Origin of the sequence: Streptomyces sp. 7-21, assembly GCF_016741785.1 — a bacterium.
Lineage (GTDB): Bacteria > Actinomycetota > Actinomycetes > Streptomycetales > Streptomycetaceae > Streptomyces.
The window spans coordinates 187,324-213,325 of record NZ_JAERRL010000009.1 but is presented as its reverse complement, the minus strand read 5'-3'; the positions used below and the strand labels follow the sequence as shown (position 1 = coordinate 213,325).

The following is a 26,002-nucleotide window of genomic DNA, read 5'->3' as shown; positions in this document are numbered from 1 at the left end:
GAGCTACGCAGAGAAGGAGAGAGCTTCACCTGTGACCGCCACCGACCGCGCCAGAGAGCTGATCGAGGCCGCCGCCCAGGCCGCCGCCGACAAGCTGGCGCACGACATCATCGCGTACGACGTCAGCGACGTACTGGCGATCACGGATGCCTTCCTGCTCGCCTCCGCGCCGAACGACCGGCAGGTCAGGGCGATCGTCGAGGGCATCGAGGAGCGGCTGCGCGAGCTGGGGGCACGGCCCGTCCGCCGCGAGGGCGAGCGCGAGGGCCGCTGGGTGCTGCTCGACTACGTGGACGTCGTCATCCACGTGCAGCACTCCGAGGAGCGGGTCTTCTACGCCCTGGAGCGGCTGTGGAAGGACTGCCCGGTGATGGACCTGCCGCCGGATGCCCTGGCCACCCAGGGCAAGGCGGACGCCACGGCCGAGGGGCGGTGAGCACGCTGAGCAGCTCCCGGAACGAGTCCGGGCCGCCCCGCCGCATCGTGCTGTGGCGGCACGGCCAGACCGCGTGGAACCTGGAGCGCCGGTTCCAGGGCACCACCGACATCGACCTCACCGACGTCGGCGTCGCGCAGGCCAAGCGCGCCGCCCGGCTGCTGGCGAGCCTGAAGCCGGACGCCATCATCTCCTCCGACCTGCGGCGGACCGTCGCCACGGCGGCGGAGCTGGCCGCGCTCACCGGCCTGGAGGTCACCTACGACGAGGCGCTGCGGGAGTCGTACGCCGGCGCCTGGCAGGGCCTGACGCACGAGGAGATCAGGGCGCGGTTCGGCGAGCAGTACGACGCGTGGAAGCGCGGCGAGCCGGTGCGGCGCGGTGGCGGCGAGCTGGAGAGCGAGGTGGCCGACCGGGCCGCGCCCGTCGTGGAGCGCGCCGCCGAGAAGATCCCCGAGGGCGGCCTGCTCGTCGTCGTCTCCCACGGCGGCACGATCCGCACCACGATCGGCCGGCTGCTCGGTCTGCCCCAGGGCAGCTGGGAGGCGCTGGGCGGGCTGGCCAACTGCAGCTGGTCCGTGCTGGGCCAGAGCGTGCGCGGCTGGCGCCTGCTGGAGCACAACGCGGGCTCCCTGCCTGAGCCGGTGCTCGGCGACGACGTCTGAGCGGCGCCGCGCGGCACCGCGGCGGGAAGCGGCAGCAGACGGCGGAAGACAGCGGAAGACAGCAGAACAGGCGCCCGGCCCGTTCAGTCCCCCTCGCGCAGGCGGGCCATGCGGGCCTGGGTGGCCTCGTCATCCCCGGTGTAGACGACCATGCGGGTCTCCGGCATGCCGCTGACCGCCAGCGACAGGGTGCGCAGCCGGAGCTCGCCCGCCACCGGATGGCGGAACACCTTCACCCGGGGCCCGTGCGGCGCCACGTCCCCGCTGGCCCACATCGCGGCGAACTCCGGGCTCCGCGCGCGCATCCGCCGCAGGAACGACTCCCACGCCGGCTCGCCGACGTGGTTGCCGTAGGCGCCGCGCAGCGAGGCCACCATCAGCCGCAGCTCTTCCTTCCGGAAGACCACGGGGCAGGACTCGGGCGGGCCGGTGAACAGCGCCTCCGTCGCGTTGCGCGGCACCCCTTCGGGGTAGGTGGGGGAGGCGAACATCAGCGCCGGGTAGAAGGCGTTGTGCGCGAGGATGTCGTACCGCGCGTTGTACACGACGGCGGGCAGCGGTTCGAGCGCGCTCAGCACGGTCCGCACGTCGGGGCCGACCTCGCGCGGCAGCTGGTCGTGCCGGGGCACGAAGGGCACCTCGGCCAGGTGGTACAGGTGCTCCCGCTCGGCCTCGTCGAGCCGCAGCACGCGGGCGACCGCGTCGAGGACCTGGCCGCTGGCGTTGATGGGGCGGCCCTGCTCCAGCCACGTGTACCAGGTGATCCCGATCCCGGCGAGCTGCGCGACCTCCTCGCGGCGCAGGCCCGGGGTGCGCCGACGGGGGCCCGCGGGCAGGCCGGCCTCCTCGGGCGTGATGCGCGCCCGCCTGCCCCGCAGGAAGGCGGCCAGCTCCGGCCGGCGGCGCCGGGGGCGCGCCGCGGGGCCGCTGCTCGTCGTCGCGGTCACCGTCATGGCCTCCCAGACTGCGGGACGGACGTGGCGTGCGCCAGGGGTACGGGGGTTGCTGGCAGTACCAGTATCCGCTGGCTCTCGTTACCGGTACCGCGCGCGCCGCAGGCTGGCGGCCATGACCACAACGACCCTTGCTCCGGCCGCCGCACGGGGCGCGGACCGGCCCGCGGCCCGGCGGCGGCCCGGCTGGCTGCTGGCGGTCGTGCTCGCCGCGCAGTTCATGGCAATGCTCGACCTGTTCATCGTCAACGTGGCCGCGCCCTCGATGCGGGCGGACCTGGGCGCCTCCGGCGGCGGACTCCAGCTCGTCGTGGCCGGCTACACGATCTCGTACGCCGTCCTCCTGGTCACGGGCGCGCGGCTGGGCGGGCGGCACGGCCCCGGGCGGGTGTTCCTCGCCGGGCTCGCCGGGTTCACCGCCGCCTCGCTGGCGTGCGGTGTCGCGGGCGGCGCGGGGCAGCTGATCGCGTTCCGCTTCGTCCAGGGCGCGGGAGCGGCGCTGATGCTGCCGCAGGTGCTCAGCCTGATCCAGCGCACGCTCAGCGGCACCGCCCGGGTCCGGGCGCTCACGGCCTTCGCCGCGGTCGCCGCCACGGGCGCGGTGGCCGGGCAGGTGGCGGGCGGCGCGCTGGTGAGCGCCGACCTGTTCGGCTGGGGCTGGCGGCCGGTCTTCCTGGTGAACGTGCCGATCGGGCTGACGCTGGTGCTGCTCGGCGTCCGGGTGCTGCCGCTGGGCGGCACCGGCGCGGCGGAGCGGGCGCGCCCGCTGGACCTGCCGGGCCTGGTGCTGCTGAGCGCCACGGCGCTGGCGTTCACCGTGCCGCTGGTGCTCGGGCAGGAGGAGGGCTGGCCGGCGTGGTGCTGGGCCTCGCTGGGCGCGAGCGCCGTGCTGCTGGGCGCGTTCGCCTGGTACGAGTCGCGCCTGGCGCGCCGCGGGGGCGCGCCGCTGCTCTCGCCGCTGGTGCTGCGGGCTCCCGGGATGCCGCTGGCCGCGTTCCTGCTGTGCGTGGTGACGGGGCTCAACGGCGGCAACCTCTTCGTCTTCTCGCTGCACCTCCAGGGATCCGAGGCGCAGTCCGGCCTCGGCTACGGGGCGCTGCGGACGGGCCTGACGTTCCTGCCGACGGCGGTGGCGTTCGGCGGCGCCTCGCTGCTGTGGCGGTCGCTTCCGGCGCGCTGGCACGGGCTGCTGCCGCCGGTGGGCCTGGCCATGGCGTCGGCCGCCCTGCTCGGCGCGGGGCTGCTGCTGTGGGACGGTTCCGGTGTGGGGGTGCTGGAGCTGGTGTGCTTCGGGGTGCAGGGCGCCGGTCTCGGGCTCGCGTACAGTCCCACGCTCGCGGGCGCGCTGAGCCTGGTGCGGCCGGAGTACGCGGCGGATGCCAGCGGGGTGACCGGCACGATGACGCAGCTCGGCCCGCTGCTGGGGACGGCGACGTTCGGCACGCTGTTCCTGGACCGGGCGCGGAGCAGCGGGTCGACGGCTCAGGCGGTGGGCGTGTCGATGACGGCGCTGGCGGCGGCGGCCCTGCTGGGCGCTGTCGCGGCGGTCCTGGCGCGGCGGCGCGCCCGCTGAGCCCGCTTGGCGGTGTGCGTTGTATCGATCCCGTCTCCATCGGGGCGGAGGCGGGATTGGCCGCTTATCGGGCCGCCGTCAACGTGGCAGAATCGGTGACGACGATCACGCGGCGCTGATGGAGGGTATGCCAGGTGCGCACGGCCCACGACCGGAGGCGGGGCTGACTGCTCATGGGTGCTCACAGCAGGAAGTGCGACTGGTGCGGCTGCGGCACGCCGATTGTCCGCGATCTCCAGCCTGTCAATGTCGCCTACCAGTACTGGTGTGTGGAGTGTGCTCGGGCGCTGATCATCAAGGGCGACCCGATCGAGGTCTACCGCGAGCTGGAGGGCGAGCCGATCTACGGCAGGCTCCTGGACGAGCACTGCGCTCTGAAGCGGTTCTACTCGTTCGCCAGCGTCTGATCCCCGGGCCGGCAACGGATTTGCCAGAGCACGGGTCAGTCCATGTAAAGTAGGCGTCGCCGCCGCACCGGGGGACCGGGAAAGCGGAGCAACTCGGGGCTATAGCTCAGTTGGTAGAGCGCTTGCATGGCATGCAAGAGGTCAGGAGTTCGATTCTCCTTAGCTCCACAGGCCAGGGGCCCTTCCGGATCCGGAAGGGCCCCTGAAGTGTGGTGAGTGACTCTCCGCGTGACGGACGCGGCGGATCACCGCCGGCAGTCCGGTCCGTCGCCAGCCGGCCGGTCCTGCGGCCCCCTTCGCGGCCGGGCCGGCTGTGGCCGGCCGCGACGGTTCCGGCCGCTCCCCGCTCCCGGACACCGCACCGCCTGGCGGGGGTCAGCCCAGGCCGCGCGCGTCCTGCTTGAGGGCGGTGTCCACGGTCAGGGCGGTGGCGAGCATGAGGCTGAGCAGCGGGTCCGGCAGCTGCCGGTGAATGCGGAGCACGTAGTTGTCGGCCGTGGTGAAGAGCGTCTTCGCCAGGCCCTCCCAGGTCTTGGTGATCCTGGCTATCTCCGTGTCGGTGTGGTCGACGATCGCGAAGTCCCAGGCCCGCCAGTTCTCCGCCTTGATGGCGCCGACCCGCTGGCCGCCGGCCTCCATGGCGAAGTGGATGTGGCCGAAGACGTTCTCCTGCCTGATCTCGCCGACCGGCGCTCCGTCCGGGCGGGTGACGACGACCCGCGACTTGAAGATCTTCGCGGGGCGGGTGAGGACCAGGCGGGGACGGCCCGTCGCGTCGCGGATCTCCAGCCGGTGGGTGAGGTACTGGTCCAGGCTGGAGAAGAAGCGGAACGCCTTGCGCAGCACGCTCTGGCCGACCTGCACCACAGTGCCGATGGTGCGCCCCTGCGCGTCGAAGACGCTGTACTCGTTGGTGAGTTCGATGAGCTTGGTCTTCTGGTTCACCACCAGCACGGGCTCGGTGAAGAGCGCGTCGCCGTCTCCGCCCGGGGGCGCCTGGCCGGGCTGCCCGGCGGCAGCAGGAGCGGTCTGCGCGGTCCACTGCGTGCCGTCCCACCAGCGCTGCGTGCCGGGCGGTCCCTGCGGGTCCTGATACCAGCCGGGGGCGGTGTTCGCGGGTCCAGTCATACCGGGCAGGCTATCTGCCCGCCGGGCGCGCCGGGACGGTTACGGCTGGATCATCGACTGCGGGAAGTCGGTGATGAGGGCGTCGACGCCGAGGCCGGCCATGGTGCGCATCACGTCCGGCTCGTCCACGGTCCAGACCTTGACGTCCATGCCGAGTCCGTGGATCCGGTCCACCAGCTCCCGGTCGGTCACCGTGTACCGTGGGTTGACCTGGTCCGCCCAGCCGGCGAGGTCCCGCAGTTCGGCGCCGGTGGGGCGCTCCGCGGTGAGGACGCCCACAGGCACGCGGGGCATCAGGCGGTGGAACGCTCTGGCGTCGTCCGTCTTGAAGGACTGCACGGCCAGCTGGTGGGAGGCGAGCGCCTGGCGGAGGTAGCGGGGGCGGTCCCGCAGCAGGGCGGCGAGGCCGGCGGCCAGGCCGTCGTCGTGCGCGCACGGGCTGATCTCGGCGAGCAGGCCGGTCTCGCCGTCCACGCGGGAGATGACCTCGTCGACGGTGATGATCCGCTCGCCGGCGTAGTCCTCGTGGAACCACGAGCCGGCGTCGAGCCGCCGCAGCTGCGCCCAGGTGAAGTCGGAGACGCGGTAGCTGTCGCGGTCCGGGTAGACCTCCTCGGCGTTGGTGGTCCGCTCCAGCGTGCAGTCGTGGAAGCTCACCAGGCGGCCGTCGCGCGTGCGCTGCACGTCGATCTCGACGGCGTCGGCGCCCTGGTCGATCGCGAGCCCGATGGCGGCCGCGGTGTTCTCCGGCGCCATGCCGGAGGATCCGCGGTGGGCGACCACGGCGGGGCCGTCCCCGGCGCTTGCGGGCTGGGCGGTCAGGCCCAGGCAGCCGCACACGGCGGCGGCCGCGGCCGCCGTGCGCCAGGCGGAAGGGACTCGTGCCATCACCATGGATTCTCCCCGGTTTCCCGGTGGGGCGCCTGCCAGGCCGCGCCGCCGGGGTCACCGGCCGCTTCTTGGCCTCGACGCCGTCAGTCCCGGCCGGCCCGCCAGCCGCGGGGCCGGGTGGCCGGACTCACGTGCCGGGAAACGCGCTACTTTCGACGGCTGGTTGCGAAAGCTGGCATCATGGGCACATGCCGTACACGCTCGCCGGACGCCCGGAAACCGCCACCCAGGCCCGAGTTCTCAAGCTGCTGCGGGACGAGGGCCCGCTCTCCCGGGTCGAACTGGCCGACCGGCTCGGAGTCTCCCGCACCACAATGGCCGGTGAGGTGGCGCGGCTGACGGAGCTGGGCCTGGCCGAGCGCGCCGGGCCGGCCGCGTCGCGCGGCGGCCGCCGCTCCACGCTTGTCGACCTGTCGTCCAGCCTGCGTTTCGTCGGCATCGCGATCGGCGCGACCTCGCTGTCGGTGGCCGTCACCGACGGGCGGCTGAGCGTGCTGTCCCAGGAGTACGTGCCGCTGGACGTCCGGCTCGGCCCCGAGCACGTCCTGGCGCGCGCCCTGGAGCTGGCGCGCAAGGTCATGGCCGAGCAGGGCGTCGAGCGTCCCGCGGGCGCCGGTGTCGGGGTACCGGGGCCGGTGGACTTCCACAGCGGCGTGCCCGTTTCGCCGCCGATCATGCCCGGCTGGGACGGCTATCCGGTCCGCGACGCGCTCTCCCGCGAGCTGGGCTGCCCGGTGCTGCTGGACAACGACGTGAACCTGATGGCGCTCGCCGAGCAGCACTCGGGGGTGGCGCGCACCGCCCGTGACTTCCTCTTCGTCAAGATCGGCACCGGCATCGGCTGCGGCATCGTCGTGGACGGGCAGCTGTACCGGGGCGTGGACGGCTGCGCCGGGGACATTGGCCACATCCGCGTCGAGGAGTTCGGGCCGGCCTGCGCCTGCGGCAACACCGGCTGCCTGGAGGCGTTCTTCGGCGGCGCGGCACTGGCCCGGGACGCTGAGGCGGCGGCGCGGTCGGGCAGGTCGCCGGCGCTGGCCGCCATCCTGGCGGAGAAGGGTGAGGTCAGCGCGGCGGACGTGTCCACGGCGGTGGCGCAGGGCGACGCGCACGCCGTGCAGATGATGCGGGACGGCGGGCACCGGGTGGGCTGGGTGCTGGCCAGTCTGGTGTCGTTCTTCAACCCCGGCCTGATCGTGATCGGCGGGCGGGTGTCGCGGCTCGGCCACCCGCTGCTGGCGGAGATCAGGGGCGTCGTCTACCGGCGCTCGCTGCCGCTGGCCACCGGCAACCTTCCCGTCGTGCTCAGCGAACTGGGCGACGGCGCCGGCGTCGTGGGCGCGGCGGCGCTGGTCAGCGACGCCATCTTCGCCACGCCGTAGCAGCCATGCCGTAGCACCGCGGGCCCGGCGGGCTTGCGGGACGCGACCGCGCGGAACGGCCCCTGCGGGGGCGCTGGTCCGCGCGGTTTTCTCATGCGCCGGAGCGCCGCGGCGGCGGGCGGCGCCAGCGAGCCGGCACGCCGCGTCACTTTCGAAGGCTAGCGGGCAAAGTTTCGCAAGCGTTCGGCGATCAATCGTCTGGTCTCGCGAAAAAACCGCTGTCGGATCCCTTGACCGGCCCTGGTGCCGTTCTTAGTTTGTTGGCCCGACAGACGAAAGTGCGTGACGCGGATCACGCCCCGGCGGACGTGAGGAGGGAGGGCAGGTGAGCGACGGGCAGCTGCTGCGGCGCCAGAACCTCGCCATGGTGCTGCGCGACCTCCGCGAGTCCGGCCCGCGCTCCCGCGCCCGCATCGCCGACGACACCGGGCTGAACAAGGCGACCGTCTCCAGCCTCGTCGCCGAACTCGTCGCGCTCGGCCTGGTCCGCGAGGGCCGGGTGGAGCGCGGCGGCGTCGGCCGCCCCGGCCTGTCCGTCGAGATCGACGGCCGGGTCTGCGGCCTCGGCGCCGAGATCGCCGCCGGCCACATCGCCGTGCTCGTGCTCGACCTGCGCGGCGAGGAGGTACTGCGTACCCAGACGGCACTGGACGTCACCGCGCTCGGCACCGAGCGCACTCTCGACGAGCTGGCCGCCGCCGTCACCGCCGCCATCGCCCGGGCCCGGGAACGGGGCCGGGACGTCGCGGGCATCACCGTCGCCGTGCCCGGAATGGTCGAGACGGCGCCCGGGATTGTCCGGCACTCCCCGGGTCTCGGCTGGCGCGACGTGCCGGTCGCCGCCGGGCTCGCGGCCCGGCTCGCAGCCCCCGGCGTGCCGGTCCGCGCCGCCGACGCCGCCGCGCTCGGCGCCCTGGCCGAGTACACGGCGGGCAGCTGCGCGGGCGTGCCCGACCTGGTGCACGTCACTGGCGACAGCTGCCTGGGCGGCGGCGTCATTACCGGCGGCACCCTGCTGCGCGGCGCCGAGGGCTACGGCGGCCAGATCGGCCACCTGCCCATCGGCGACCCCGCCCACCGCTGCGGCTGCGGGCAGCGCGGCTGCTGGGAGACGTCCATCGGCCCGGCCGCCCTGCTCCGCGAGGTCGCCGATCCCGACGACGACCTGACCAACCCGGCGCTCGACCCGCGGACCCGGCTGTCGGAGATCCGCCGCCGCGCCGCCCTCAGCGACGCCCGCACGCTCCGCGGCCTGCACGCCATCGGCACCAGCCTGGGCCTCGGCGCCGCCATCCTCATCAACCTCTTCGACCCCCGGGTCATCACCCTGGGCGGCTACTTCGCCGTGCTCGGCGACCTCCTGCTGCCCGCCATGGAGGCCGAACTCGACCGGCGGGCCGTGCTGCCCGCGCGCGGCGGCTGCCGCGTCGAGCTGTCCACGCTCGGCTTCACCGCGGCCTGCCGGGGCGGCGCCCACGCCGCGCTGGAGGCCGTCCTGACCGACCCCACCTCTGTTCCTTCCCAGCTGTCCGGAGGCGCGGCATGACAACCACGGGGGACCAGCCCCTCCTCGCGATGCGCGGCATCGTCAAGACCTTTCCCGGGGTGCGCGCGCTCGACGGCGTGGAGCTCGACGTCGAGGCCGGCGAGGTGCACTGCCTGCTCGGGCAGAACGGCGCCGGCAAGTCCACCCTCATCAAGGTGCTCGCGGGCGCCCACCAGCCCGACGGCGGCACCATCACCTGGCGGGGGGAGCGGGTGCGCCTGAGCAACCCGGTCGCCGCCATGCGGCAGGGCATCGCCACGATCTACCAGGAGCTCGACCTCGTTGACGGGCTGAGCGTCGCGGAGAACATCTGCCTTGGCCACGAACCCGCCACCGCCGGCTTCACGCGCCCCGGCGCGGCGAAACGTTCCGCCGCCCAGCTGCTGGCCCGGCTCGGCCACCCCGAGATATCCCCGGCCACCCCGGTCGGCTCGCTGCCCGCCGCGGGCAAGCAGATCGTCTCCATGGCGCGCGCCCTGTCCCACGACGCCAGGCTGATCGTGATGGACGAGCCGTCCGCCGTGCTCGACCAGGAGGAGGTCTCCCGCCTCTTCTCCGTCATCCGCGACCTCACCGCCCAGGGCGTCGCCGTGGTCTACATCTCTCACCGGATGGAGGAGATCCGCGAGATCGGCGACCGCGTCACCGTGCTGAAGGACGGCCGCACCGTCGCCGCCGGGCTGCCCGCCAGCCAGACCCCCACCAGCGAGCTGATCCAGCTGATGACCGGCCGGGACATCGAGTACGTCTTCCCCGAACGGGCGCCGGCCGATGCCAGCGCGCCCGTCGTGCTCGACGTCTCCGGCCTCAGCCACCGCGGCGTCTTCTCCGGCGTCGACCTGACGGTGCGGGCCGGGGAGATCGTCGGCCTCGCCGGCCTCGTCGGCTCCGGCCGCTCCGAGATTCTCGAGACGGTCTTCGGAGCCCGCCGGGCCACCGCCGGCACGGTCACGGTGGCGGGGCGGCGGCTGCGGCCCGGCTCGGTGCGGGCCGCCGTCGCCGCCGGCGTCGGCCTGTGCCCGGAGGAACGCAAGACCCAGGGCCTGCTGCTCGACGAGTCCATCGCACGCAACGTCAGCCTCGCGACCCTGCGCACCTTCTCCCGCGCCGGGTTCCTGCGCCGGAGCGGCGAACGCGAGGCCGCCGTGCGCGAGACCCGGGCGCTCGACGTGCGGCCCGCCGACGTCGAACGCGCCGCGCGCACCCTCTCCGGCGGCAACCAGCAGAAAGTGCTGCTGGCCCGGTGGCTGCTGCGTGAGTGCCGGGTGCTGCTGCTGGACGAGCCGACCCGGGGCGTGGACGTGGGGGCGCGCAGCGAGATCTACGCGCTCATCCGGCGGCTGGCGGCCTCGGGCGTCGCCGTCGTGGTGGTCAGCAGCGAGGTGCCCGAGGTGCTCGGGCTCGCCGACCGGGTCCTGGTGCTGCGCGAGGGCCGCGTCGTCCACGAGGGACCGGCCGAGGACATCGACGAACACCGCGTACTTGATCTCGTCATGGAAGGGAGCGCAGCGTGAGTGAGCAGTCGCCGGCCGCGTCCGTCGCGGCCGCGCCGCCCGCGGACGAACACGGGCGCATCGAGGCGGCCGGCGCCGACGCCGGCCCGCGCACCGGCCTCGGCCGGTTCCTGGCCTCCTCCGGCGGGCGGAACCTGGGCCTGGTGATCGCGCTGCTCGCGCTCGGCGCGATCGGCGCCGTCACCGCCGGGGACCGCTTCGTCGACTCGGGCAACCTGATGACGGTCCTCCGCCTGGCCTCGGTCATCGGCGTCGTCAGCGTCGGCATGACCTTCGTCATCATCGGCGGCGGCATCGACCTGTCGGTCGGCTCCCTGGTGGCGCTCGCCTCCGTGTGGGCCACCACCGTCGCCACCCAGAACATGGCCGAGGACTACGGCTGGGGCGTGATGGTGTTCACGGCGCTGACCGTGGGCGTCGTGTGCGGCTTCATCAACGGGGTGCTCATCGCCTACGGCGGCATGGCGCCGTTCATCATGACGCTCGCCATGATGGCGGGCGCCCGCGGCCTGGCCGAGATGATCTCGGACCGGAAGACCCAGGTCATCGACAACGACAGTTTCCAGGGCGCCGTCAACGGCGAGATCCTCGGCATCCCCACCCTGGTGTGGATCTTCGCCGTCGTCGCCGTCTGCGGCTGGATCCTGCTCAACCGCACCACCTTCGGCCGCCGCACCATCGCCGTCGGCGGCAACGCCACCGCCGCCCGGCTCGCGGGCATCGCCGTCAAGCGCCACACCGTGCTGCTGTACATGCTGCTCGGCCTCGCCTGCGGCATCGCCGCCGTGATGCTCATGGCCCGCACCACCACGGGCACCGCCAACCACGGCCAGCTCTACGAACTCGACGCCATCGCCGCTGTCGTGATCGGTGGCACGCTGCTCAGCGGCGGCCGCGGCACCATCACCGGCACCGTACTGGGCGTGCTGATCTTCACCACGCTCACCAACGTCTTCACGCTCAACAACCTCGACACCTCCACCCAGGCCGTGGCGAAGGGCCTGATCATCATCGCCGCCGTGCTGCTCCAGCAGCGTGTCGCCGCCGGCGGCGGCTTCCGCCGACCGAGACTTCTCACAAAGGAGTGACGTGACCATGCCCCGTCGCGCGCGTACCCGCCTGAGCCGGCTGCTGGCTCCCGCCGCCGCTCTCGCCGTCGCCACCACGCTGGTAGCGGGCTGCACCAGCAACGCGGAAGAGGACGACTCCAGCGCCCCGTCCGGCAACACCGGCGCCACCAGCAACAACGACGACCCCGGCGAGACCGTGACGATCGGCTGGTCCGGCCCGGAGGCCGACCACGGCTGGCTCGCCGCCGTCAACGACTCGGCCATCGCCGCCGCCGAGCAGTACTCCGACATCGACCTGCGCGTCGCCGAGGCGACCAACGACCCCAGCCTCCAGATCAGCCAGGTCGAGACGTTCATCAACCAGGACGTGGACGCCATCGTGCTGCTGCCGGTGGACGGCGCGCAGCTCACCGACGTGGCGCTGCGGGCGATGAACGCGGGCATCCCCGTCATCAACGTGGACCGCGAGTTCTCCGACCCGGCCGCCGCCCGCGTCACCATCCTCGGCAACAACTACGGCATGGGCCTGTCCGCCGGCCGCTACGCCTGCCAGCTGGTCCAGGAGCACGACCTCCAGGACCCGGTGATCGCCGAGATCGCGGGCACCGACTCCCTGCCGCTGACGCAGGAACGCTCCCAGGGCTTCGCCGACGCCCTGGAGGACTGCGGCCAGGAGGTCGACAACCGCGTGGCCGCCGACTTCACCGTCGAGTCCGGCGAGGCGCAGGCGTCCAACCTCCTCCAGGCCGCCGACCACATCGACATCATCTGGAACCACGACGACGACCAGGGCGTTGGCGTGAAGCAGGCATTCGACAACGCCGGGCGCGACGAGTTCTTCTTCATCGGCGGCGCCGGATCGGCCAACGCCATGCGGTGGATCCAGGAGGGCGAGATGGAGGCCACCGTCCTGTACCCGCCGACGCAGGCAGCCGACGGCATCAAGCTCGCCCGGCTCCTCGCCCAGGACAAGGGCATGTCCGACCTCGTCCAGCTGGAAGTGCCGCGCCGGATCGTGCTCGACGCGCCCGTCGTCACGGCGGACAACGTCGACCAGTACATCGATCAGGCATTTGAATCGTGAGAACGCCGTGACCACACCGGTGGCCGCGCCCCGCCGCGGGGCGCGGCCACCCGGCCACGGCAGCACCTGGTCACCCATGGCCCTCGGGCCCAACGGAAGGCAGCTTTCATGACCCTTGACGGCAAGCCGGAACTCGGCATCGGCATGGTGGGATACGCGTTCATGGGCGCGGCCCACTCCCAGGGATGGCGCAACGCGCCCGGTTTCTTCGACGTCCCGCTCGTGCCTCGGCTGCGGGCGCTCGGCGGCCGGAACCGCGAGGCCGCCGCCGACGTCGCCGCCAAGTTCGGGTGGGAAAGCGTCGAAACGGACTGGCGCCAGCTCATCGCCCGGGACGACATCGACCTCGTGGACGTGTGCACGCCCGGCGACACGCACGCCGAGATCGCCATCGCCGCGCTCGAGGCGGGCAAGCACGTGCTGTGTGAGAAGCCGCTGGCCAACACCGTGGCCGAGGCCGAGGCCATGGCCGAGGCGGCGGCCAAGGCGGCCCGCTCCGGCGTGCGCGCCATGGTCGGCTTCAGCTACCGGCGCGTCCCCGCCCTCGCGCTCGCCCGCCGCCTCATCAGCCAGGGCACCGTCGGCGAGATCCGGCACGTCCGCGCCCAGTACCTCCAGGACTGGCTGACCGACCCCGAGGCCCCGCTGACCTGGCGGCTCCAGAAGGAGCGGGCGGGCTCCGGCGCGCTCGGCGACATCGGCGCGCACATCGTGGACCTCACGCAGTTCCTCACCGGCGAGACCATCACCGGCGTCAGCGCCCTGCTGGAGACCTTCGTCCGCGAGCGGCCGCTGCCGGAGTCGGCGTCCGGGCTCACCGCCACGGCCGGCACCGGCCGCGGCGAGGTCACCGTCGACGACGCCGCCGTCTTCCTCGCCCGCCTCAGCGGCGGGGCGCTGGCGACATTCGAGGCGACCCGCTTCGCCTCCGGCCGCAAGAACGCGCTGCGCATCGAGATCAACGGCTCGCGCGGCAGCATCGCGTTCGACCTGGAAGACATGAACGTCCTCCACGTCTACGACAGCACCGAGGACGCCGACCGGGCCGGGTACCGGCGGGTACTGGCCACCGAGCCCAGCCACCCCTACGTCGAGGGCTGGTGGCCGCCCGGCCACATCCTCGGCTACGAGCACTCGTTCACCCACCAGGCGGTGGACCTCATCAACGCCATCGCCGAGGGCGCGCAGCCGGAGCCGTCCTTCGCCGACGGGCTGCGCGTGCAGCGGGTGCTGGCGGCGGTCGAGGCCAGCGCCGCCAACGGCAGCGCGTGGACGGAGATCCCGCAATGACGGCCGGGTCGCTCGGGCTGTGGTTCGCGGGCGCGCGCGGCTCGGTCGCCGTCACCGCCACCCTCGGCGCGCTGGCCGTCCGGGCGGGGCTCGCCGACCGCACCGGCATGGTCAGCGAGCTGCCGCCGGTCGCCGCCGCGGGCCTGCCCGGCCTGGACGGGCTGGTGACCGGGGGACACGACATCAGCACCGCCTGCCTGCCCAAGCGCGCCGAGGAACTCGCCGAGGGCGGCGTCTTCCCGCAGGCACTGGTCCGCGCCCTCAGCGGCGAACTCGCCGCCGCCGACGAGCGGATACGCCCGGCGCACCTGCCCGGCGAGAACCTCACCCAGCGTGAGGCGGCGCGCCGCACCGAGGCGGACATCCGCGCGTTCCGCGAGGAGCACGGGCTGGACCGGGTCGTCGTGGTGGACGTCACCAGCACCTCCCCGCCCGCGCCCGCCGACCCGGCGCTGGAGGACCTGGACCGGCTTCAGGAGGCGCTCGACGCGGGGCGTTCCCCGCTGCCCGGCAGCTCCCTGTACGCCTACGCGGCGTTCCGGGCGGGCTGCCCGTACGTGGCGTTCACCCCCAGCCCGGGGCCGGGGCTGCCAGCGCTGGCGCGCCTCGCCCAGGAGCAGGGGGTGCCCTGGGCGGGCTCGGACGGCAAGACGGGCGAGACGCTGCTCAAGACGGTGCTGGCGCCGATGTTCGCCATGCGGGCGCTGCGCGTGCGGTCCTGGTCGTCGGTCAACCTGCTCGGCGGCGGCGACGGCGAGGCGCTCGCCGACCCGGCCAACGCCGCGAGCAAGACCGCCAGCAAGGGCCGCGGCCTGGAGCGCATCCTCGGCCACCCGGTCCAGGGGCCGCTGCACATCGACTACGTGCCGGACCTCGGCGACTGGAAGACCGCCTGGGACCTGGTGTCTTTCGAGGGATTCCTCGGCACGCGGATGACGATGCAGTTCACGTGGGAGGGCTGCGACTCCTCGCTGGCCGCCCCGCTCGTGCTCGACCTCGTGCGGCTGCTCGCCCGGGCGCACGCACGGGGCGAGCGGGGCCCGGTGCCGGAGTTCGGGTTCTTCTTCAAGGACCCGGCGGGCACCGACACCCACGAGCTGAGCCAGCAGTGGCAGGAGTTGCTCGATTGGTGCGCCCGTGCCGGGGAAGACAAGGCGCCATGAGCCGTTCCACCCTGCCAAGCCCCCGGGACATCGCCGACCTCATACGCGCCCCGGCCGCCCTCACCGTGCCAGGAGACTCCCTGGCCGGTGCGGCGGCGGCCGGGTTCCCCTACGGGCGGCGCACCTGGCTGACGCCGCTGGCCTCGGCCTGCCTGTACTGGGCGGGCATGGCGCTCAACGACTACGCCGACCGTGACCTGGACCGCGCCGAGCGCCCCGAACGTCCCCTGCCGTCGGGCCGGGTGACGCCGGGACAGGCGCTCGGGATCTCCGTGGGACTGACCGCCGCCGGGCTCGGCCTGGCGGCGGCCGCCGGCGGGCGGACCGCGCTGCGGACGGCCGTGCCGCTGGCCGCCACGGTCTGGGCGTACGACCTGGCCGCCAAGCCGACGGCGGCCGGGCCCGCCGCGATGGCGGCGGCCCGGGGCCTGGACGTGCTGCTCGGCGCCGGGCCGCACTGGCGGCGCGCCGCCCTACCGGCGGCGGCCCTGGCCGTCCACACCGCCGGGGTGACGCTGCTGAGCCGCGGCGAGGTGCACGGCACCTCGCGGCGGACCGCGGGCGCGGCGGCGCTGTGCACGGCCGGTGCCGCGGCGGCTGCCGGAGCACCGCTTCCGGCCGGCACCGGGGACCGCCCCCGGCCGCCGGCCGGGAGCGGCGCCGTGGCCCGCTGGCGTGGGGCCGCGGCGGACCCGGGCCGGGGCCGGGCCCGGCGCCTGGCCGCGCTCGCCGCGGCGCTGCCCGGCGCCGGGCGGAGGGGATCCGGCGCCGGACAGCGGCCCGGCACCGGCCGCGCCGCCGCCGCCCTGGCGGCGGTGTACGGCGCCACCGTCGGCCGCGCCCAGCTGACGGCCGCCGCCCGCCCCGACGCACCCACCGTCCGCGCGGCGACCGGCACCGGCATCCGCGGCATGATCCCGCTCCAGTCCGCACTGATCGCCCGTGCCGGGGCCCCCGCCCTGGCGCTCACTCTGGCGGCGGCGGTTCCCCTCGCCCGCGCCGCCTCCAAGGTGGTGTCCGAGACATGACGACCCGCGGTTCCCTCCGTTTCGGATACGGCACCAACGGCTTCGCCAGCCACCGCCTCACCGACGCCCTGGACGTCATCGCGGGCCTGGGCTACGACGGCGTGGCCCTGACCGTCGACCACCCCCACCTGGACCCGTTCGCCTCCGACGTGGCCGCCCAGACCGCGGCCGTGCGCCGCAGGCTGGAGGCGCTGGGTCTCGCCGTCGTCGTCGAGACCGGCGCCCGCTACGCGCTCGACCCCTGGCGCAAGCACCAGCCCAACCTGGTCTCCGCCGAGCCCGAGGGCCGCGAGCGCCGCGTGGACCTGCTGCGGCGCGCCGTGCGGATCGCCGAGGACCTCGGCGCCGAGGCCGTGTCCTTCTGGTCCGGCACCCCGCCGCGCGGCACCAGCGAGGAGGAGGGCTGGCAGCGCCTGGTGCCAGGTGTGGCCGCCGTCGTGGAGGAGGCCGAGCGGCGCGGCGTGGTCTGCGCGTTCGAACCCGAGCCCGGCATGTTCGTCGACACCCTGGACGGGGTGCTGGAACTGCGCCGCAGGCTCGGCGAGCCCGAGGCGCTGCGCGTGACGCTCGACATCGGCCACTGCGTGTGCAACGAGCCCGTCAGCGAGGCCGCATGCGTCAAGAAAGCCGGCCCGCTGCTCGCCAATGTCCAGCTCGACGACATGCGCCCCGGCGTCCACGAGCACCTGGAGTTCGGCGAGGGCGAGGTGGACCTGCCCGCCGCGCTCTCCGCCCTGGTGGCCGCCGGGTACACCGGCCTGGCCTCCGTCGAACTGCCCCGGCACGGCCACGCCGCGCCCGAGGTCGCCCGCCGCTCACTCGACGCTCTCCGAACCGCCCTGGAGGTGTCATGACCCAGACCGAAGCCCAGCCACCCCAGCCACCCCAGTCATCCCCGCCCTCACAGCCGCCCGCCGCGCCGCACCCCGCCGGGGAGGAACTGCCCGGTGAGGAGGCGCGCGCCCGGCTGGCTCCGCTGACGGCCGAGGTCGCCGCCGACCCCGGCCGCGTCGCCACGCTGTTCCCCGCCGTCGCCCGCCGCGTCGCGCGCGGGCCCGGCGACCCCGGCGACCCGGACGGCCTGCTCAGCTGGCGCCTGGAGGACCGGGCGCGCGTCGCCGTGCTCGCCGCCGCCGCCCGCGCCTGGTGCGAGCGGGGGGAGCCGCACCGCGTCGCCGAGGAGACCGCCGCGCTCTACCGGTACGGCGACGCCGACGAGAAGCGGGCCGTGCTCCGCGCCCTCGACGTGCTCGACCGGCCCGGCGGCCCCGGCGGCATCGGCGAGGCGGGCCTGCCGCTCGTCACCGACGCCCTGCGCAGCAACGACCCCCGCCTGATCGCCGCCGCCCTCGGCCCGTACGCCGCCCGCCGCCTCGACGCCGCCGCGTGGCGGCACGGCGTGCTCAAGTGCCTCTTCACGGGGGTGCCGCTGGCCGCCGTCGCCGGGCTCGCCGACCGCGCCGACGCCGAACTGGCCCGCATGGCCGCCGACTACGTCCGGGAACGCCAGGCCGCCGGGCGCGACGTGCCGCCCGACGCCGAGCGCCTGCTCGCCCTGCCGTCACCGGGCGGGCCCCAGAAGGAGGACTGAAGAAGATGCGCATCTTCGACCCCCACATCCACATGACCTCCCGCACCACCGACGACTACGAGCGGATGCGCGACGCCGGGGTGCGCGCCGTGACGGAGCCCGCCTTCTGGCTCGGCCAGCCCCGCACCAACGTCGGCTCGTTCACCGACTACTTCGACGGCCTGCTGGGCTGGGAACGGTTCCGGGCCTCGCAGTTCGGCATCGCCCACCACTGCACCCTCGCCCTCAACCCCAAGGAGGCCAACGACCCGCGCTGCGCGGGCGTCCTTCAGGTGCTGCCCCGGTACCTCGCCAAGGACGGGGTGGTGGCCGTCGGCGAGACCGGCTTCGACTCGATGACCGACGAGGAGGAGAAGGTCTTCCTGCGCCACCTCGAACTCGCCGGGGAACACGACCTGCCGGTGCTGGTGCACACCCCGCACCGCGACAAGGCGGCGGGCACCCGCCGCACCCTCCAGCTCGTGGCCGCCAGCGGCCTGCCGCCCGAGAAGGTGCTGGTCGACCACCTCAACGAGACCACCGTCGGCATGGTCGCCGACTCCGGGTGCTGGATGGGCTTCTCCATCTACCCCGACACCAAGATGGACGAGCACCGCATGGTCCGCATCCTCGCCGAGCGCGGCCTGGACCGCATGATCGTCAACTCGGCCGCCGACTGGGGCCGCAGCGACCCGCTGAAGACCGTCGCCACGGCCGAGGCGATGCGCGCCCACGGCTTCAGCGAGGACGACATCGACCGCGTGCTGTGGCGCAACCCGGTGGAGTTCTACGGCCAGAGCGGCCGGCTGCTGCTGGACGCCGACGGCGAGCCGGACGGCGAACTGGCCGCGCCCGCCGCCACCTTCGCGGGCAACTCCATACTGCGCGGGGAGCGTCCCGGAACGGAGGACTGAGCATGCGGTTCACCCACCCCGACGGCACGCTCGTCCACCTCGCCTACTGCACCAACGTCCACCCCACCGAGGACGTCGCGGGCCTGCTGCGCCACGTCCGCCGCTTCGGCGCCGCCGTGCGCGAGCACCTGGGCACCGACCGCCTCGGCATGGGGCTGTGGCTGCCCGCGCCGGTCGCCGCCGCGCTCTCGGGCGCCTCGGGCGAGCGCGACCTCGAGGAGCTGAAGCGGGCGCTCGACGACCACGGCCTGGAGGTCGTCACCCTCAACGCCTTCCCCTACCAGGGCTTCCACGACCCCCAGGTCAAGAAGGCCGTCTACCAGCCCGACTGGACCCAGCCCGCCCGCCTGGCCTACACCCTCGACTGCGCCCGGCTGCTGGCGAGACTGCTGCCGCCCGGCGTGCGGCGCGGCAGCGTCTCGACCCTGCCGCTGGGGTGGCGCGCGGGCTGGCACGACGAACGGCAGCAGCGCGCCCGCGCCTACCTGGACCGGCTCGCCGAGGGCCTCGCCGTGCTGGAGGAGGAGACCGGCCGCACCATCCGCGTCGGCCTCGAACCCGAGCCGGGCTGCGCCGTCGAGACGCTGGACGACGCGGCCGAGCGGCTCGCGGGCGTGGACGCGCGCCGCCTGGGCGTGTGCCTCGACGCCTGCCACCTCGCCACCGGCTTCGAGGACCCCGCCACCGCCCCGGAGCGGCTCGCGGCGGCCGGGCTGCCCATCGTCAAGACGCAGGCGTCCGCCGCGCTGCACGTCGCGGACCCGGCCGACCCGGCCACGCGGGAGGCGCTCGCCGCCTACGCCGAGGACCGGTTCCTGCACCAGGTCCGCGAGCGCGCCGCCTCCGGGCGCGTGGCGGGGCGCGACGACCTGCCGGAGGCGCTCGCGGGCAAGCGCGCGCTGCCCGGCGCCGGGCCGTGGCGCGTGCACTACCACGTGCCCTTGCACGCCGACCCCACGCCCCCGCTGGTCACCACCCACGAGCAGCTCACCGGCACGCTGCGCGCCCTGTTCGGCGGCGAACGCGCCCTCACCGACCACGTCGAGGCCGAGACCTACACCTGGTCGGTGCTGCCCGCCGGGCAGCGGCCCGAGGACGAGGACCAGCTGGCGCGCGGCCTCGCCGCCGAACTGCGGTGGGTGGCCGACCGGCTCCGCGACATTGGCCTGAAGGAGGCGACGGCATGACACACAACCGCCTGCTCGTGCTCGACGTGGTGGGCCTCACGCCCCGCCTGCTCGCGCACACCCCCCACCTGCGGGCCGTGGCCGAAAGCGGCTGGCAGGCACCGCTGGAGACGGTGCTGCCCGCCGTGACGTGCTCGGTGCAGTCCACGTTCCTCACCGGCAAGGCGCCCCGGGACCACGGCATCGTCGGCAACGGCTGGTACTTCCGGGACCTGGGCGAGATCTACCTGTGGCGGCAGCACAACCGCCTGGTGCGCGGCGAGAAGGTCTGGGACACCGCCCGCCGCACCGTGCCCGGCTACCGCGTGGCCAACGTCTGCTGGTGGTACGCCATGGGCGCCGCCACCGACTGGACCGTCACGCCCCGGCCCGTCTACCACGCCGACGGCCGCAAGTCGCCCGACTGCTACACCCGGCCGCCCGCGCTCCACGACGAACTGACCTCCTCGCTGGGCAGGTTCCCCCTGTTCCAGTACTGGGGACCGACCGCCTCGCTGCGTTCCAGCGAGTGGATCATCGGCGCCGCCCGCCGCCTGCTGCCGCGCGCCGACCTCACCCTCGTCTACGTGCCGCATCTCGACTACGACCTCCAGCGGTACGGGCCGGACAGCCCGCAGGCCGTCACGGCGGCCCGCGACGTCGACCGGGCGCTCGCGCCGCTGCTGGACCAGGCCCGGGAGCTGGGCGCGCGGACCCTGGTGGTGAGCGAGTACGGCATCACGCGCGCCAGCCGGCCGGTCCACATCAACCGGGCGCTGCGCAAGGCCAAGCTGCTGGAGGTGTACACGCAGGAGGGCATGGAGTACCTGGACCCGTGGACCTCCCGCGCCTTCGCCGTGGCCGACCACCAGGTCGCCCACGTCTACGTCGCCGACCCGGCCGACATCCCCGCCGTCGCCCGGCTGTGCGCCGACCTGCCCGGTGTGGACCTGGTGCTGGACCGCGAGGCGCAGCGGGAGTACGGCCTCGACCACGAGCGCGCGGGTGAGCTGGTGCTGGTCGCCGAGCCGGAGGCGTGGTTCACCTACTACTACTGGCGGAACAACGGGCACGCGCCGGACTTCGCGCGCGGCGTGGAGATCCACCGCAAGCCCGGCTACGACCCGGCCGAGCTGTTCCTCGACCCGGCCGACCCCAACCGCGCCAAGCTGCGCGCGGGCCTCGGCCTGGTGCGCAAGAAGCTCGGCCTGCGGTACGCCATGGACGTCGTGCCGCTCGACGGCCGCTGGGTGCGCGGCACCCACGGGCGGCTGCCCGACGACGAGCGGGACGGACCCGTCGTCCTGTGCGACGACCCGTCGACCTCGCGGGAGCGGATGGCCGCGGCGCAGGTGCGCGACCTGATGCTGGAACTCGCGGGACTTCCGGAGCCACAGAGCGCCGAGACACAGAAACAGGAGTTGTGATGAGCCGACCGATCACGCTGTTCACCGGGCAGTGGGCCGACCTGCCGTTCGAGGAGGTGGCCCGGCTGGCCGCCGAGTGGGGCTACGACGGCCTGGAGATCGCCTGCTGGGGTGACCACCTCGACGTGTGGAGGGCGGCCGAGGACGACGCCTACGTCCGCAACCGCCTGGACATCCTGGAGAAGCACGGCCTGAAGGTGTGGACGATCTCCAACCACCTCAAGGGCCAGGCGGTCTGCGACGACCCCATCGACCACCGCCACCGCGCCATCCTGCCCGACCGCATCTGGGGCGACGGCGAGCCCGAGGGCGTGCGGCAGCGGGCGGCCGAGGAGATGAAGATGACCGCCCGGGCCGCGGCCCGGCTGGGCGTCAAGACCGTCGTCGGCTTCACCGGGTCGTCGATCTGGAAGTACGTGGCGATGTTCCCGCCCGTGGGGCAGGAGTACATCGACGCCGGCTACCAGGACTTCGCCGACCGCTGGAACCCCATCCTCGACGTCTTCGACGAGGTGGGTGTCCGCTTCGCGCACGAGGTGCACCCGTCCGAGATCGCCTACGACTACTGGACGACCGTCCGCACGCTCGAGGCGATCGGGCACCGCGAGGCGTTCGGCCTGAACTGGGACCCGAGCCACATGGTGTGGCAGGGGATCGACCCGGTCAGCTTCCTGTGGGACTTCCGCGACCGGATCTACCACGTGGACTGCAAGGACACGAAGCTGCGCACCGGCAACGGCCGCAACGGCCGCCTCGGCTCCCACCTGGCCTGGGCGGACGCGCGGCGCGGCTGGGACTTCGTCTCCACGGGCCACGGCGACGTGCCGTGGGAGCAGTGCTTCCGCGTGCTGGGCGCCATCGGCTACGACGGCCCGATCTCCGTCGAGTGGGAGGACGCGGGCATGGACCGTCTGCGCGGCGCCGCCGAGGCCGTGAAGTTCGTCCGGGAGAACTTCTTCGAGCCCCCGGCCGACGCCTTCGACGCCGCCTTCAGCAGCGGCGACTGACCGCGCCGGGCTCCCGGGCCGCCCGGGCCCGGGAGCCCCCGGGCGCGTCACGACCGCAGCCGTTTCCGCAGCTGGTGCGGTACCCTGACGCCATGCGTGCCGTACGCCTTCTCCTTACCAGGCCGCGCTGAATCCGTACCGGAGAGCCAGTTCAGCGCGGCACCCCTCCATGCGAGGGGTTTTTTTGATGGCCCCGTTAGTTACCGGCAGTCACCACCCATGGAGCTTCGACAGACGATGAGTGAGACACACAGGTATGACGCCGCCCTGGCCGCCGAGATCGAGGCTCGCTGGCAGGATTACTGGGAGCGGAACGGCACGTACGAGACGCCCAACCCGACCGGGGACCTGGCCAGCCCGGACGCCGAGCGCGAGACCGCCAAGCCCGCGGCGTTCGTGATGGACATGTTCCCCTACCCCTCCGGCGCCGGGCTGCACGTCGGGCACCCGCTGGGGTACATCGCCACCGACGCCTACTCCCGCTTCCTGCGGATGACCGGCCACAACGTGCTGCACACGCTGTCGTACGACGCCTTCGGCCTGCCCGCCGAGCAGTACGCCGTGCAGACCGGCACCCACCCCCGGGTGACCACCGAGGCCAACATCAAGGCCTACCGCAGCCAGCTGCGCCGCCTGGGCATGGGCTACGACGAGCGCCGGTCGTTCGCCACCACGGACCCGGACTACTACAAGTGGACGCAGTGGATCTTCCTGCAGATCTTCAACTCCTGGTATGACACCGAGGCCGGACGGGCGCGGCCGATCCAGGAGCTGATCGACCAGTTCGCCTCCGGCGCCCGCCCGACGCCCGACGGGCGTCCCTGGGCCGAGCTGAGCGCCGTCGAGCAGGCCGACGTGCTGAGCGAGTACCGGCTGGCCTACGCCTCCGACGCGCCCGTGAACTGGTGCCCCGGCCTGGGCACGGTGCTGGCCAACGAGGAGGTCACGGCGGACGGCCGCTCCGAGCGCGGCAACTTCCCGGTCTTCAAGGCCAAGCTGCGCCAGTGGAACATGCGGATCACCGCCTACGCCGACCGCCTGGCCGACGACCTGGACACCGTCGACTGGCCGGAGGCGATCAAGACCCAGCAGCGGAACTGGATCGGCCGCTCCGAGGGCGCCCGGGTCCGCTTCCAGGTCGGCGAGGAGGGCGACGGCGGCAGCGTCGAGATCTTCACCACCCGGCAGGACACGCTGTTCGGCGCCACCTACATGGTGCTGGCGCCCGAGCACGACCTGGTCGACGTCATCGTGCCGGACGCCTGGCCCGAGGCCACCCGCCCGGAGTGGACCGGCGGCCACGCCACGCCTGCCGAGGCCGTCGCCGCCTACCGCAAGGAGGCGCTGGCCAAGTCGGACGTGGAGCGCCAGGCGGACGCCCGGGAGAAGACGGGCGTGTTCACCGGCGCCTTTGCGACCAACCCCGTGAACGGCGAGCGGATCCCGGTCTTTATCGCCGACTACGTGCTGATGGGCTACGGCACGGGCGCGATCATGGCCGTCCCCGCGCACGACAGCCGCGACTTCGCGTTCGCCCGCGCCTTCGGCCTGCCGGTGCGGTGCGTCGTCGCCCCCACCGACGGGCGCGGCGAGGACCCGGCGACGTGGGACGACGCGTTCGTCTCCAGCGACGCCACCCTGGTCAACTCCACCAGCGACGGCCTGTCGCTGGACGGCCTGAGCGTCGCCGACGCCAAGGCTCGCGTCAACGCCTGGCTGAGCGAGCGGGGGCTGGGCGAGGGCACCGTCAACTACCGCCTGCGGGACTGGCTGTTCAGCCGCCAGCGGTACTGGGGCGAGCCGTTCCCCATCGTGTACGACGAGGACGGCGTCGCCCACGGCCTGCCGGAGGAGATGCTGCCGCTGACGCTGCCGGAGGTCGACGACTACGCGCCGCGCACGTTCGACCCGGAGGACGCCGACACGCAGCCGGAGACGCCGCTGTCGCGGAACGAGGAGTGGGTCAACGTCACCCTGGACCTGGGTGACGGCCCGAAGCGGTACCGCCGCGAGACCAACACCATGCCCAACTGGGCCGGGTCCTGCTGGTACCACCTGCGGTACCTGGACCCGCACAACGACGAGCGGCTGGTCGACCCCGAGCTGGACCGGTACTGGCTGGCCCCGCGGGAGGGCGCCAGCACCGGCGGCGTCGACCTGTACATCGGCGGCTCGGAGCACGCCGTGCTGCACCTGCTGTACGCCCGCTTCTGGCAGAAGGTGCTGTACGACCTGGGGCACGTCTCCTCGCCGGAGCCGTACCACAAGCTGGTCAACCAGGGCATGATCCAGGCGTACGTCTACCGCGACAGCCGCGGCTTCCCCGTGCCCGCCGCCGAGGTCACCGAGCGGGAGGACGGCGGCTGGGAGTACCAGGGCGAGCCCGTCACGCGGGAGATCGGCAAGATCGGCAAGTCCCTGAAGAACGTCATCTCGCCCGACGTGGTGGTCTCCCAGTACGGCGCCGACACGCTGCGGCTGTACGAGATGGCCATGGGCCCGCTGGAGGTCTCCCGGCCCTGGGAGACGCGCGCGGTCGTCGGCCAGTACCGGCTGCTGCAGCGGCTGTGGCGGAACGTGGTGGACGAGGCGACCGGCGAGGTCATCGTCACCGACAGCACGCCCGACGAGGCCACGCTGCGCATCATGCACAAGACGATCGACGGCGTGCGCAAGGACATGGCCGCGCTGCGGTTCAACACCGCCGTCGCCAAGATCACCGAGCTGAACAACCACGCCGTCAAGCTGGGGCGCGGCCGGGTGCCGCGCGAGGTCGCCGAGGTGCTGGTGCGGCTGATCGCGCCGCTGGCGCCGCACATCGCCGAGGAGCTGTGGCACCGGCTGGGGCACGAGACGACCGTGACCCGGGCCGACTTCCCGGTCGCGGACCCGGCCTACGCGGTCGACGAGACCATCACCTGCGTCGTGCAGGTCAAGGGCAAGGTCAAGGCCCGGCTGGAGGTGCCCACGGACATCGGCGAGGACGAGCTGCGGGAGCGTGCCCTGGCCGACCCGGCGGTGACCGCGGCGCTGGGCGGTGCGGAGGTGCGCCGCGTCATCGTCCGGGCGCCGAAGCTGGTGAACGTCGTTCCCGGCTGACCCTGCCGGGGCTTAGCCTGGGTGGGACGCTTCAGCCGCGGGCCGGAGCCGCAGCCACAGCCGGGTGACGGGGGTGAAGGAGTGCCGTGAAAGAGATAGCTCTCGTCGTACTCGCGCTGACCTTCGTGATGTCCGCGGTGCTGGTCGTCCGCGTCGTGCGCACCGTGCAGCGCGCGGTGCGCCGCACGCGGGAGCAGGTGGGCAGGGCCGTGAGCGAGGCGACGCTCGCGGCCCGTTCCCTCCAGCCCGGCCCGCACGGCGAGGTCGCCCGGCTGCGCAAGTCGCTGCGCGCCTCGTTCGACAGCACCCGGGCCACGCTGGCGGCGGGCGCCGCCAGCGACCCGGCGCTGCGGGAGGCGCTGTCGCTGCTCGACCAGCTCGACGGCCACGCCCGGCAGCTCGACGCCGAGCTGGCGGCGCTGATGGAGGGCGAGCCGGACCGGGCCCGGCTGGCGGCCCGGCTGCCGGAGCTGCGGGAGCGCGAGGCGCGGCTGCGCACCTCGGCGGACGAGCTGCGGTTCGCCGCCCAGGACCGTGTCACCCGGCACGACGACGACGCGGTGGAGGCGCTGCGGCGGCAGATCGACATCGAGGCCAGCGCCCTGCGGCACTGGAAGCCCGTGCCGCAGGAGAAGCCGCAGCAGCTGCCGCCCGAGGCGCGCGAAGGCCGTTCCTGATCGCTCCGCTAG

23 protein-coding genes and 1 tRNA gene are annotated in these 26,002 nt (G+C 73.8%); 21 read left to right on the top strand and 3 right to left on the bottom strand.

What is annotated here, in order from left to right; genetic code table 11:
* The first annotated feature begins 31 nt into the window (after positions 1-31).
* The gene (gene rsfS / locus JK356_RS14120) at positions 32-436 is read left to right on the top strand and encodes a ribosome silencing factor (protein WP_201868127.1); all 405 of its coding nucleotides are present in this window, start codon (positions 32-34) and stop codon (positions 434-436) included.
* Positions 433-1,101, top strand: coding sequence for a histidine phosphatase family protein (locus JK356_RS14115; RefSeq protein ID WP_307815574.1), 669 nt, complete (start codon positions 433-435; stop codon positions 1,099-1,101). Before rsfS ends, JK356_RS14115 begins: the two co-directional genes overlap by 4 nt.
* A gap of 83 nt (positions 1,102-1,184) precedes the next feature.
* Here JK356_RS14115 and JK356_RS14110 read toward each other — a convergent pair whose 3' ends face one another.
* Positions 1,185-2,054, bottom strand: coding sequence for a helix-turn-helix transcriptional regulator (locus JK356_RS14110; protein WP_201868124.1), 870 nt, complete (start codon positions 2,052-2,054; stop codon positions 1,185-1,187).
* Positions 2,055-2,169: 115 nt separating this feature from the next.
* On the opposite strand from JK356_RS14110, the gene JK356_RS14105 reads away from it, so the two are divergent.
* The 3 genes from JK356_RS14105 to JK356_RS14095 all read left to right on the top strand — a co-directional run bounded on the left by JK356_RS14105 (position 2,170) and on the right by JK356_RS14095 (position 4,202).
* Entirely contained in the window at positions 2,170-3,627 is a 1,458-nt protein-coding gene (locus JK356_RS14105) for an MFS transporter (RefSeq protein ID WP_201868122.1), read from the top strand.
* Positions 3,628-3,800: 173 nt separating this feature from the next.
* On the top strand, positions 3,801-4,034 hold the full coding sequence (locus JK356_RS14100) for a hypothetical protein (RefSeq protein ID WP_201868120.1): 234 nt from the start codon (positions 3,801-3,803) through the stop codon (positions 4,032-4,034).
* A gap of 95 nt (positions 4,035-4,129) precedes the next feature.
* Positions 4,130-4,202, top strand: a tRNA-Ala gene (locus tag JK356_RS14095).
* Between the two features lie 207 nt (positions 4,203-4,409).
* Here JK356_RS14095 and JK356_RS14090 read toward each other — a convergent pair.
* Both JK356_RS14090 and JK356_RS14085 read right to left on the bottom strand, forming a co-directional pair.
* A complete protein-coding gene (locus JK356_RS14090) occupies positions 4,410-5,162 on the bottom strand; it encodes a phospholipid scramblase-related protein (protein ID WP_201868118.1) in 753 nt (250 codons plus the stop codon).
* 39 nt (positions 5,163-5,201) lie between these two features.
* The gene (locus JK356_RS14085) at positions 5,202-6,050 is read right to left on the bottom strand and encodes a glycerophosphodiester phosphodiesterase (protein ID WP_201868117.1); all 849 of its coding nucleotides are present in this window, start codon (positions 6,048-6,050) and stop codon (positions 5,202-5,204) included.
* 191 nt (positions 6,051-6,241) lie between these two features.
* Between JK356_RS14085 and JK356_RS14080 the strand changes: the two genes are divergently transcribed.
* From JK356_RS14080 to JK356_RS14005, 16 genes are all read left to right on the top strand, one after another.
* On the top strand, positions 6,242-7,435 hold the full coding sequence (locus tag JK356_RS14080) for an ROK family transcriptional regulator (protein ID WP_201868116.1): 1,194 nt from the start codon (positions 6,242-6,244) through the stop codon (positions 7,433-7,435).
* A gap of 325 nt (positions 7,436-7,760) precedes the next feature.
* Complete coding sequence (locus JK356_RS14075) at positions 7,761-8,981, top strand: ROK family transcriptional regulator (protein WP_201868115.1); 1,221 nt, start codon at positions 7,761-7,763, stop codon at positions 8,979-8,981.
* A gap of 29 nt (positions 8,982-9,010) precedes the next feature.
* Positions 9,011-10,495: a sugar ABC transporter ATP-binding protein gene (locus JK356_RS14070; protein WP_201868192.1), complete on the top strand. Its 1,485-nt coding sequence runs from the start codon at positions 9,011-9,013 to the stop codon at positions 10,493-10,495.
* Positions 10,492-11,583 (top strand): ABC transporter permease, encoded by a 1,092-nt coding sequence (locus JK356_RS14065; RefSeq protein WP_307815573.1) that lies wholly within the window; start codon positions 10,492-10,494, stop codon positions 11,581-11,583. The genes JK356_RS14070 and JK356_RS14065 overlap by 4 nt, the downstream gene beginning before the upstream one ends.
* Positions 11,584-11,590: 7 nt before the next feature.
* The gene (locus tag JK356_RS14060) at positions 11,591-12,649 is read left to right on the top strand and encodes a substrate-binding domain-containing protein (protein ID WP_201868114.1); all 1,059 of its coding nucleotides are present in this window, start codon (positions 11,591-11,593) and stop codon (positions 12,647-12,649) included.
* Between the two features lie 108 nt (positions 12,650-12,757).
* Positions 12,758-13,939 (top strand): Gfo/Idh/MocA family protein, encoded by a 1,182-nt coding sequence (locus JK356_RS14055; RefSeq protein WP_236671268.1) that lies wholly within the window; start codon positions 12,758-12,760, stop codon positions 13,937-13,939.
* Positions 13,936-15,102: an inositol-3-phosphate synthase gene (locus JK356_RS14050; RefSeq protein WP_201868113.1), complete on the top strand. Its 1,167-nt coding sequence runs from the start codon at positions 13,936-13,938 to the stop codon at positions 15,100-15,102. Before JK356_RS14055 ends, JK356_RS14050 begins: the two co-directional genes overlap by 4 nt.
* On the top strand, positions 15,099-16,130 hold the full coding sequence (locus tag JK356_RS22220; protein WP_201868111.1) for an SCO3242 family prenyltransferase: 1,032 nt from the start codon (positions 15,099-15,101) through the stop codon (positions 16,128-16,130). The genes JK356_RS14050 and JK356_RS22220 overlap by 4 nt, the downstream gene beginning before the upstream one ends.
* Positions 16,127-16,984: a sugar phosphate isomerase/epimerase gene (locus JK356_RS14040; protein ID WP_201868109.1), complete on the top strand. Its 858-nt coding sequence runs from the start codon at positions 16,127-16,129 to the stop codon at positions 16,982-16,984. The genes JK356_RS22220 and JK356_RS14040 overlap by 4 nt, the downstream gene beginning before the upstream one ends.
* Entirely contained in the window at positions 16,981-17,721 is a 741-nt protein-coding gene (locus JK356_RS14035) for an EboA domain-containing protein (protein WP_201868107.1), read from the top strand. The genes JK356_RS14040 and JK356_RS14035 overlap by 4 nt, the downstream gene beginning before the upstream one ends.
* A 5-nt stretch (positions 17,722-17,726) precedes the next feature.
* Entirely contained in the window at positions 17,727-18,614 is an 888-nt protein-coding gene (locus JK356_RS14030) for a TatD family hydrolase (RefSeq protein WP_201868105.1), read from the top strand.
* A gap of 2 nt (positions 18,615-18,616) precedes the next feature.
* Positions 18,617-19,801 (top strand): metabolite traffic protein EboE, encoded by a 1,185-nt coding sequence (eboE, locus tag JK356_RS14025; RefSeq protein ID WP_201868103.1) that lies wholly within the window; start codon positions 18,617-18,619, stop codon positions 19,799-19,801.
* A complete protein-coding gene (locus JK356_RS14020) occupies positions 19,798-21,207 on the top strand; it encodes an alkaline phosphatase family protein (RefSeq protein WP_201868101.1) in 1,410 nt (469 codons plus the stop codon). The genes eboE and JK356_RS14020 overlap by 4 nt, the downstream gene beginning before the upstream one ends.
* The gene (locus JK356_RS14015) at positions 21,207-22,214 is read left to right on the top strand and encodes a sugar phosphate isomerase/epimerase (RefSeq protein ID WP_201868099.1); all 1,008 of its coding nucleotides are present in this window, start codon (positions 21,207-21,209) and stop codon (positions 22,212-22,214) included. Before JK356_RS14020 ends, JK356_RS14015 begins: the two co-directional genes overlap by 1 nt.
* A gap of 237 nt (positions 22,215-22,451) precedes the next feature.
* Positions 22,452-25,313 carry a leucine--tRNA ligase gene (gene leuS, locus JK356_RS14010; protein WP_201868097.1) on the top strand — a complete coding sequence of 954 codons (2,862 nt, stop codon included), beginning with the start codon at positions 22,452-22,454 and terminating at the stop codon, positions 25,311-25,313.
* An 86-nt stretch (positions 25,314-25,399) separates the two neighbouring features.
* Positions 25,400-25,990, top strand: a complete 591-nt coding sequence (locus JK356_RS14005) for a hypothetical protein (RefSeq protein ID WP_201868095.1) — start codon at positions 25,400-25,402, stop codon at positions 25,988-25,990.
* Positions 25,991-26,002 lie beyond the last annotated feature (12 nt).

Excerpts from the sequence above, each read along its gene's own strand:
- JK356_RS14110 (WP_201868124.1), bottom strand. The coding sequence starts at position 2,054 with ATGACGGTGACCGCGACGACGAGCAGCGGCCCCGCGGCGCGCCCCCGG.
- JK356_RS14105 (WP_201868122.1), top strand. The coding sequence starts at position 2,170 with ATGACCACAACGACCCTTGCTCCGGCCGCCGCACGGGGCGCGGACCGG.
- JK356_RS14100 (WP_201868120.1), top strand. The coding sequence starts at position 3,801 with ATGGGTGCTCACAGCAGGAAGTGCGACTGGTGCGGCTGCGGCACGCCG.
- JK356_RS14090 (WP_201868118.1), bottom strand. The coding sequence starts at position 5,162 with ATGACTGGACCCGCGAACACCGCCCCCGGCTGGTATCAGGACCCGCAG.
- JK356_RS14085 (WP_201868117.1), bottom strand. The coding sequence starts at position 6,050 with ATGGCACGAGTCCCTTCCGCCTGGCGCACGGCGGCCGCGGCCGCCGCC.
- JK356_RS14080 (WP_201868116.1), top strand. The coding sequence starts at position 6,242 with ATGCCGTACACGCTCGCCGGACGCCCGGAAACCGCCACCCAGGCCCGA.
- JK356_RS14070 (WP_201868192.1), top strand. The coding sequence starts at position 9,011 with ATGCGCGGCATCGTCAAGACCTTTCCCGGGGTGCGCGCGCTCGACGGC.
- JK356_RS14060 (WP_201868114.1), top strand. The coding sequence starts at position 11,591 with ATGCCCCGTCGCGCGCGTACCCGCCTGAGCCGGCTGCTGGCTCCCGCC.
- JK356_RS14055 (WP_236671268.1), top strand. The coding sequence starts at position 12,758 with ATGACCCTTGACGGCAAGCCGGAACTCGGCATCGGCATGGTGGGATAC.
- JK356_RS14050 (WP_201868113.1), top strand. The coding sequence starts at position 13,936 with ATGACGGCCGGGTCGCTCGGGCTGTGGTTCGCGGGCGCGCGCGGCTCG.
- JK356_RS22220 (WP_201868111.1), top strand. The coding sequence starts at position 15,099 with ATGAGCCGTTCCACCCTGCCAAGCCCCCGGGACATCGCCGACCTCATA.
- JK356_RS14040 (WP_201868109.1), top strand. The coding sequence starts at position 16,127 with ATGACGACCCGCGGTTCCCTCCGTTTCGGATACGGCACCAACGGCTTC.
- JK356_RS14035 (WP_201868107.1), top strand. The coding sequence starts at position 16,981 with ATGACCCAGACCGAAGCCCAGCCACCCCAGCCACCCCAGTCATCCCCG.
- JK356_RS14030 (WP_201868105.1), top strand. The coding sequence starts at position 17,727 with ATGCGCATCTTCGACCCCCACATCCACATGACCTCCCGCACCACCGAC.
- eboE (WP_201868103.1), top strand. The coding sequence starts at position 18,617 with ATGCGGTTCACCCACCCCGACGGCACGCTCGTCCACCTCGCCTACTGC.
- JK356_RS14020 (WP_201868101.1), top strand. The coding sequence starts at position 19,798 with ATGACACACAACCGCCTGCTCGTGCTCGACGTGGTGGGCCTCACGCCC.
- JK356_RS14015 (WP_201868099.1), top strand. The coding sequence starts at position 21,207 with ATGAGCCGACCGATCACGCTGTTCACCGGGCAGTGGGCCGACCTGCCG.
- leuS (WP_201868097.1), top strand. The coding sequence starts at position 22,452 with ATGAGTGAGACACACAGGTATGACGCCGCCCTGGCCGCCGAGATCGAG.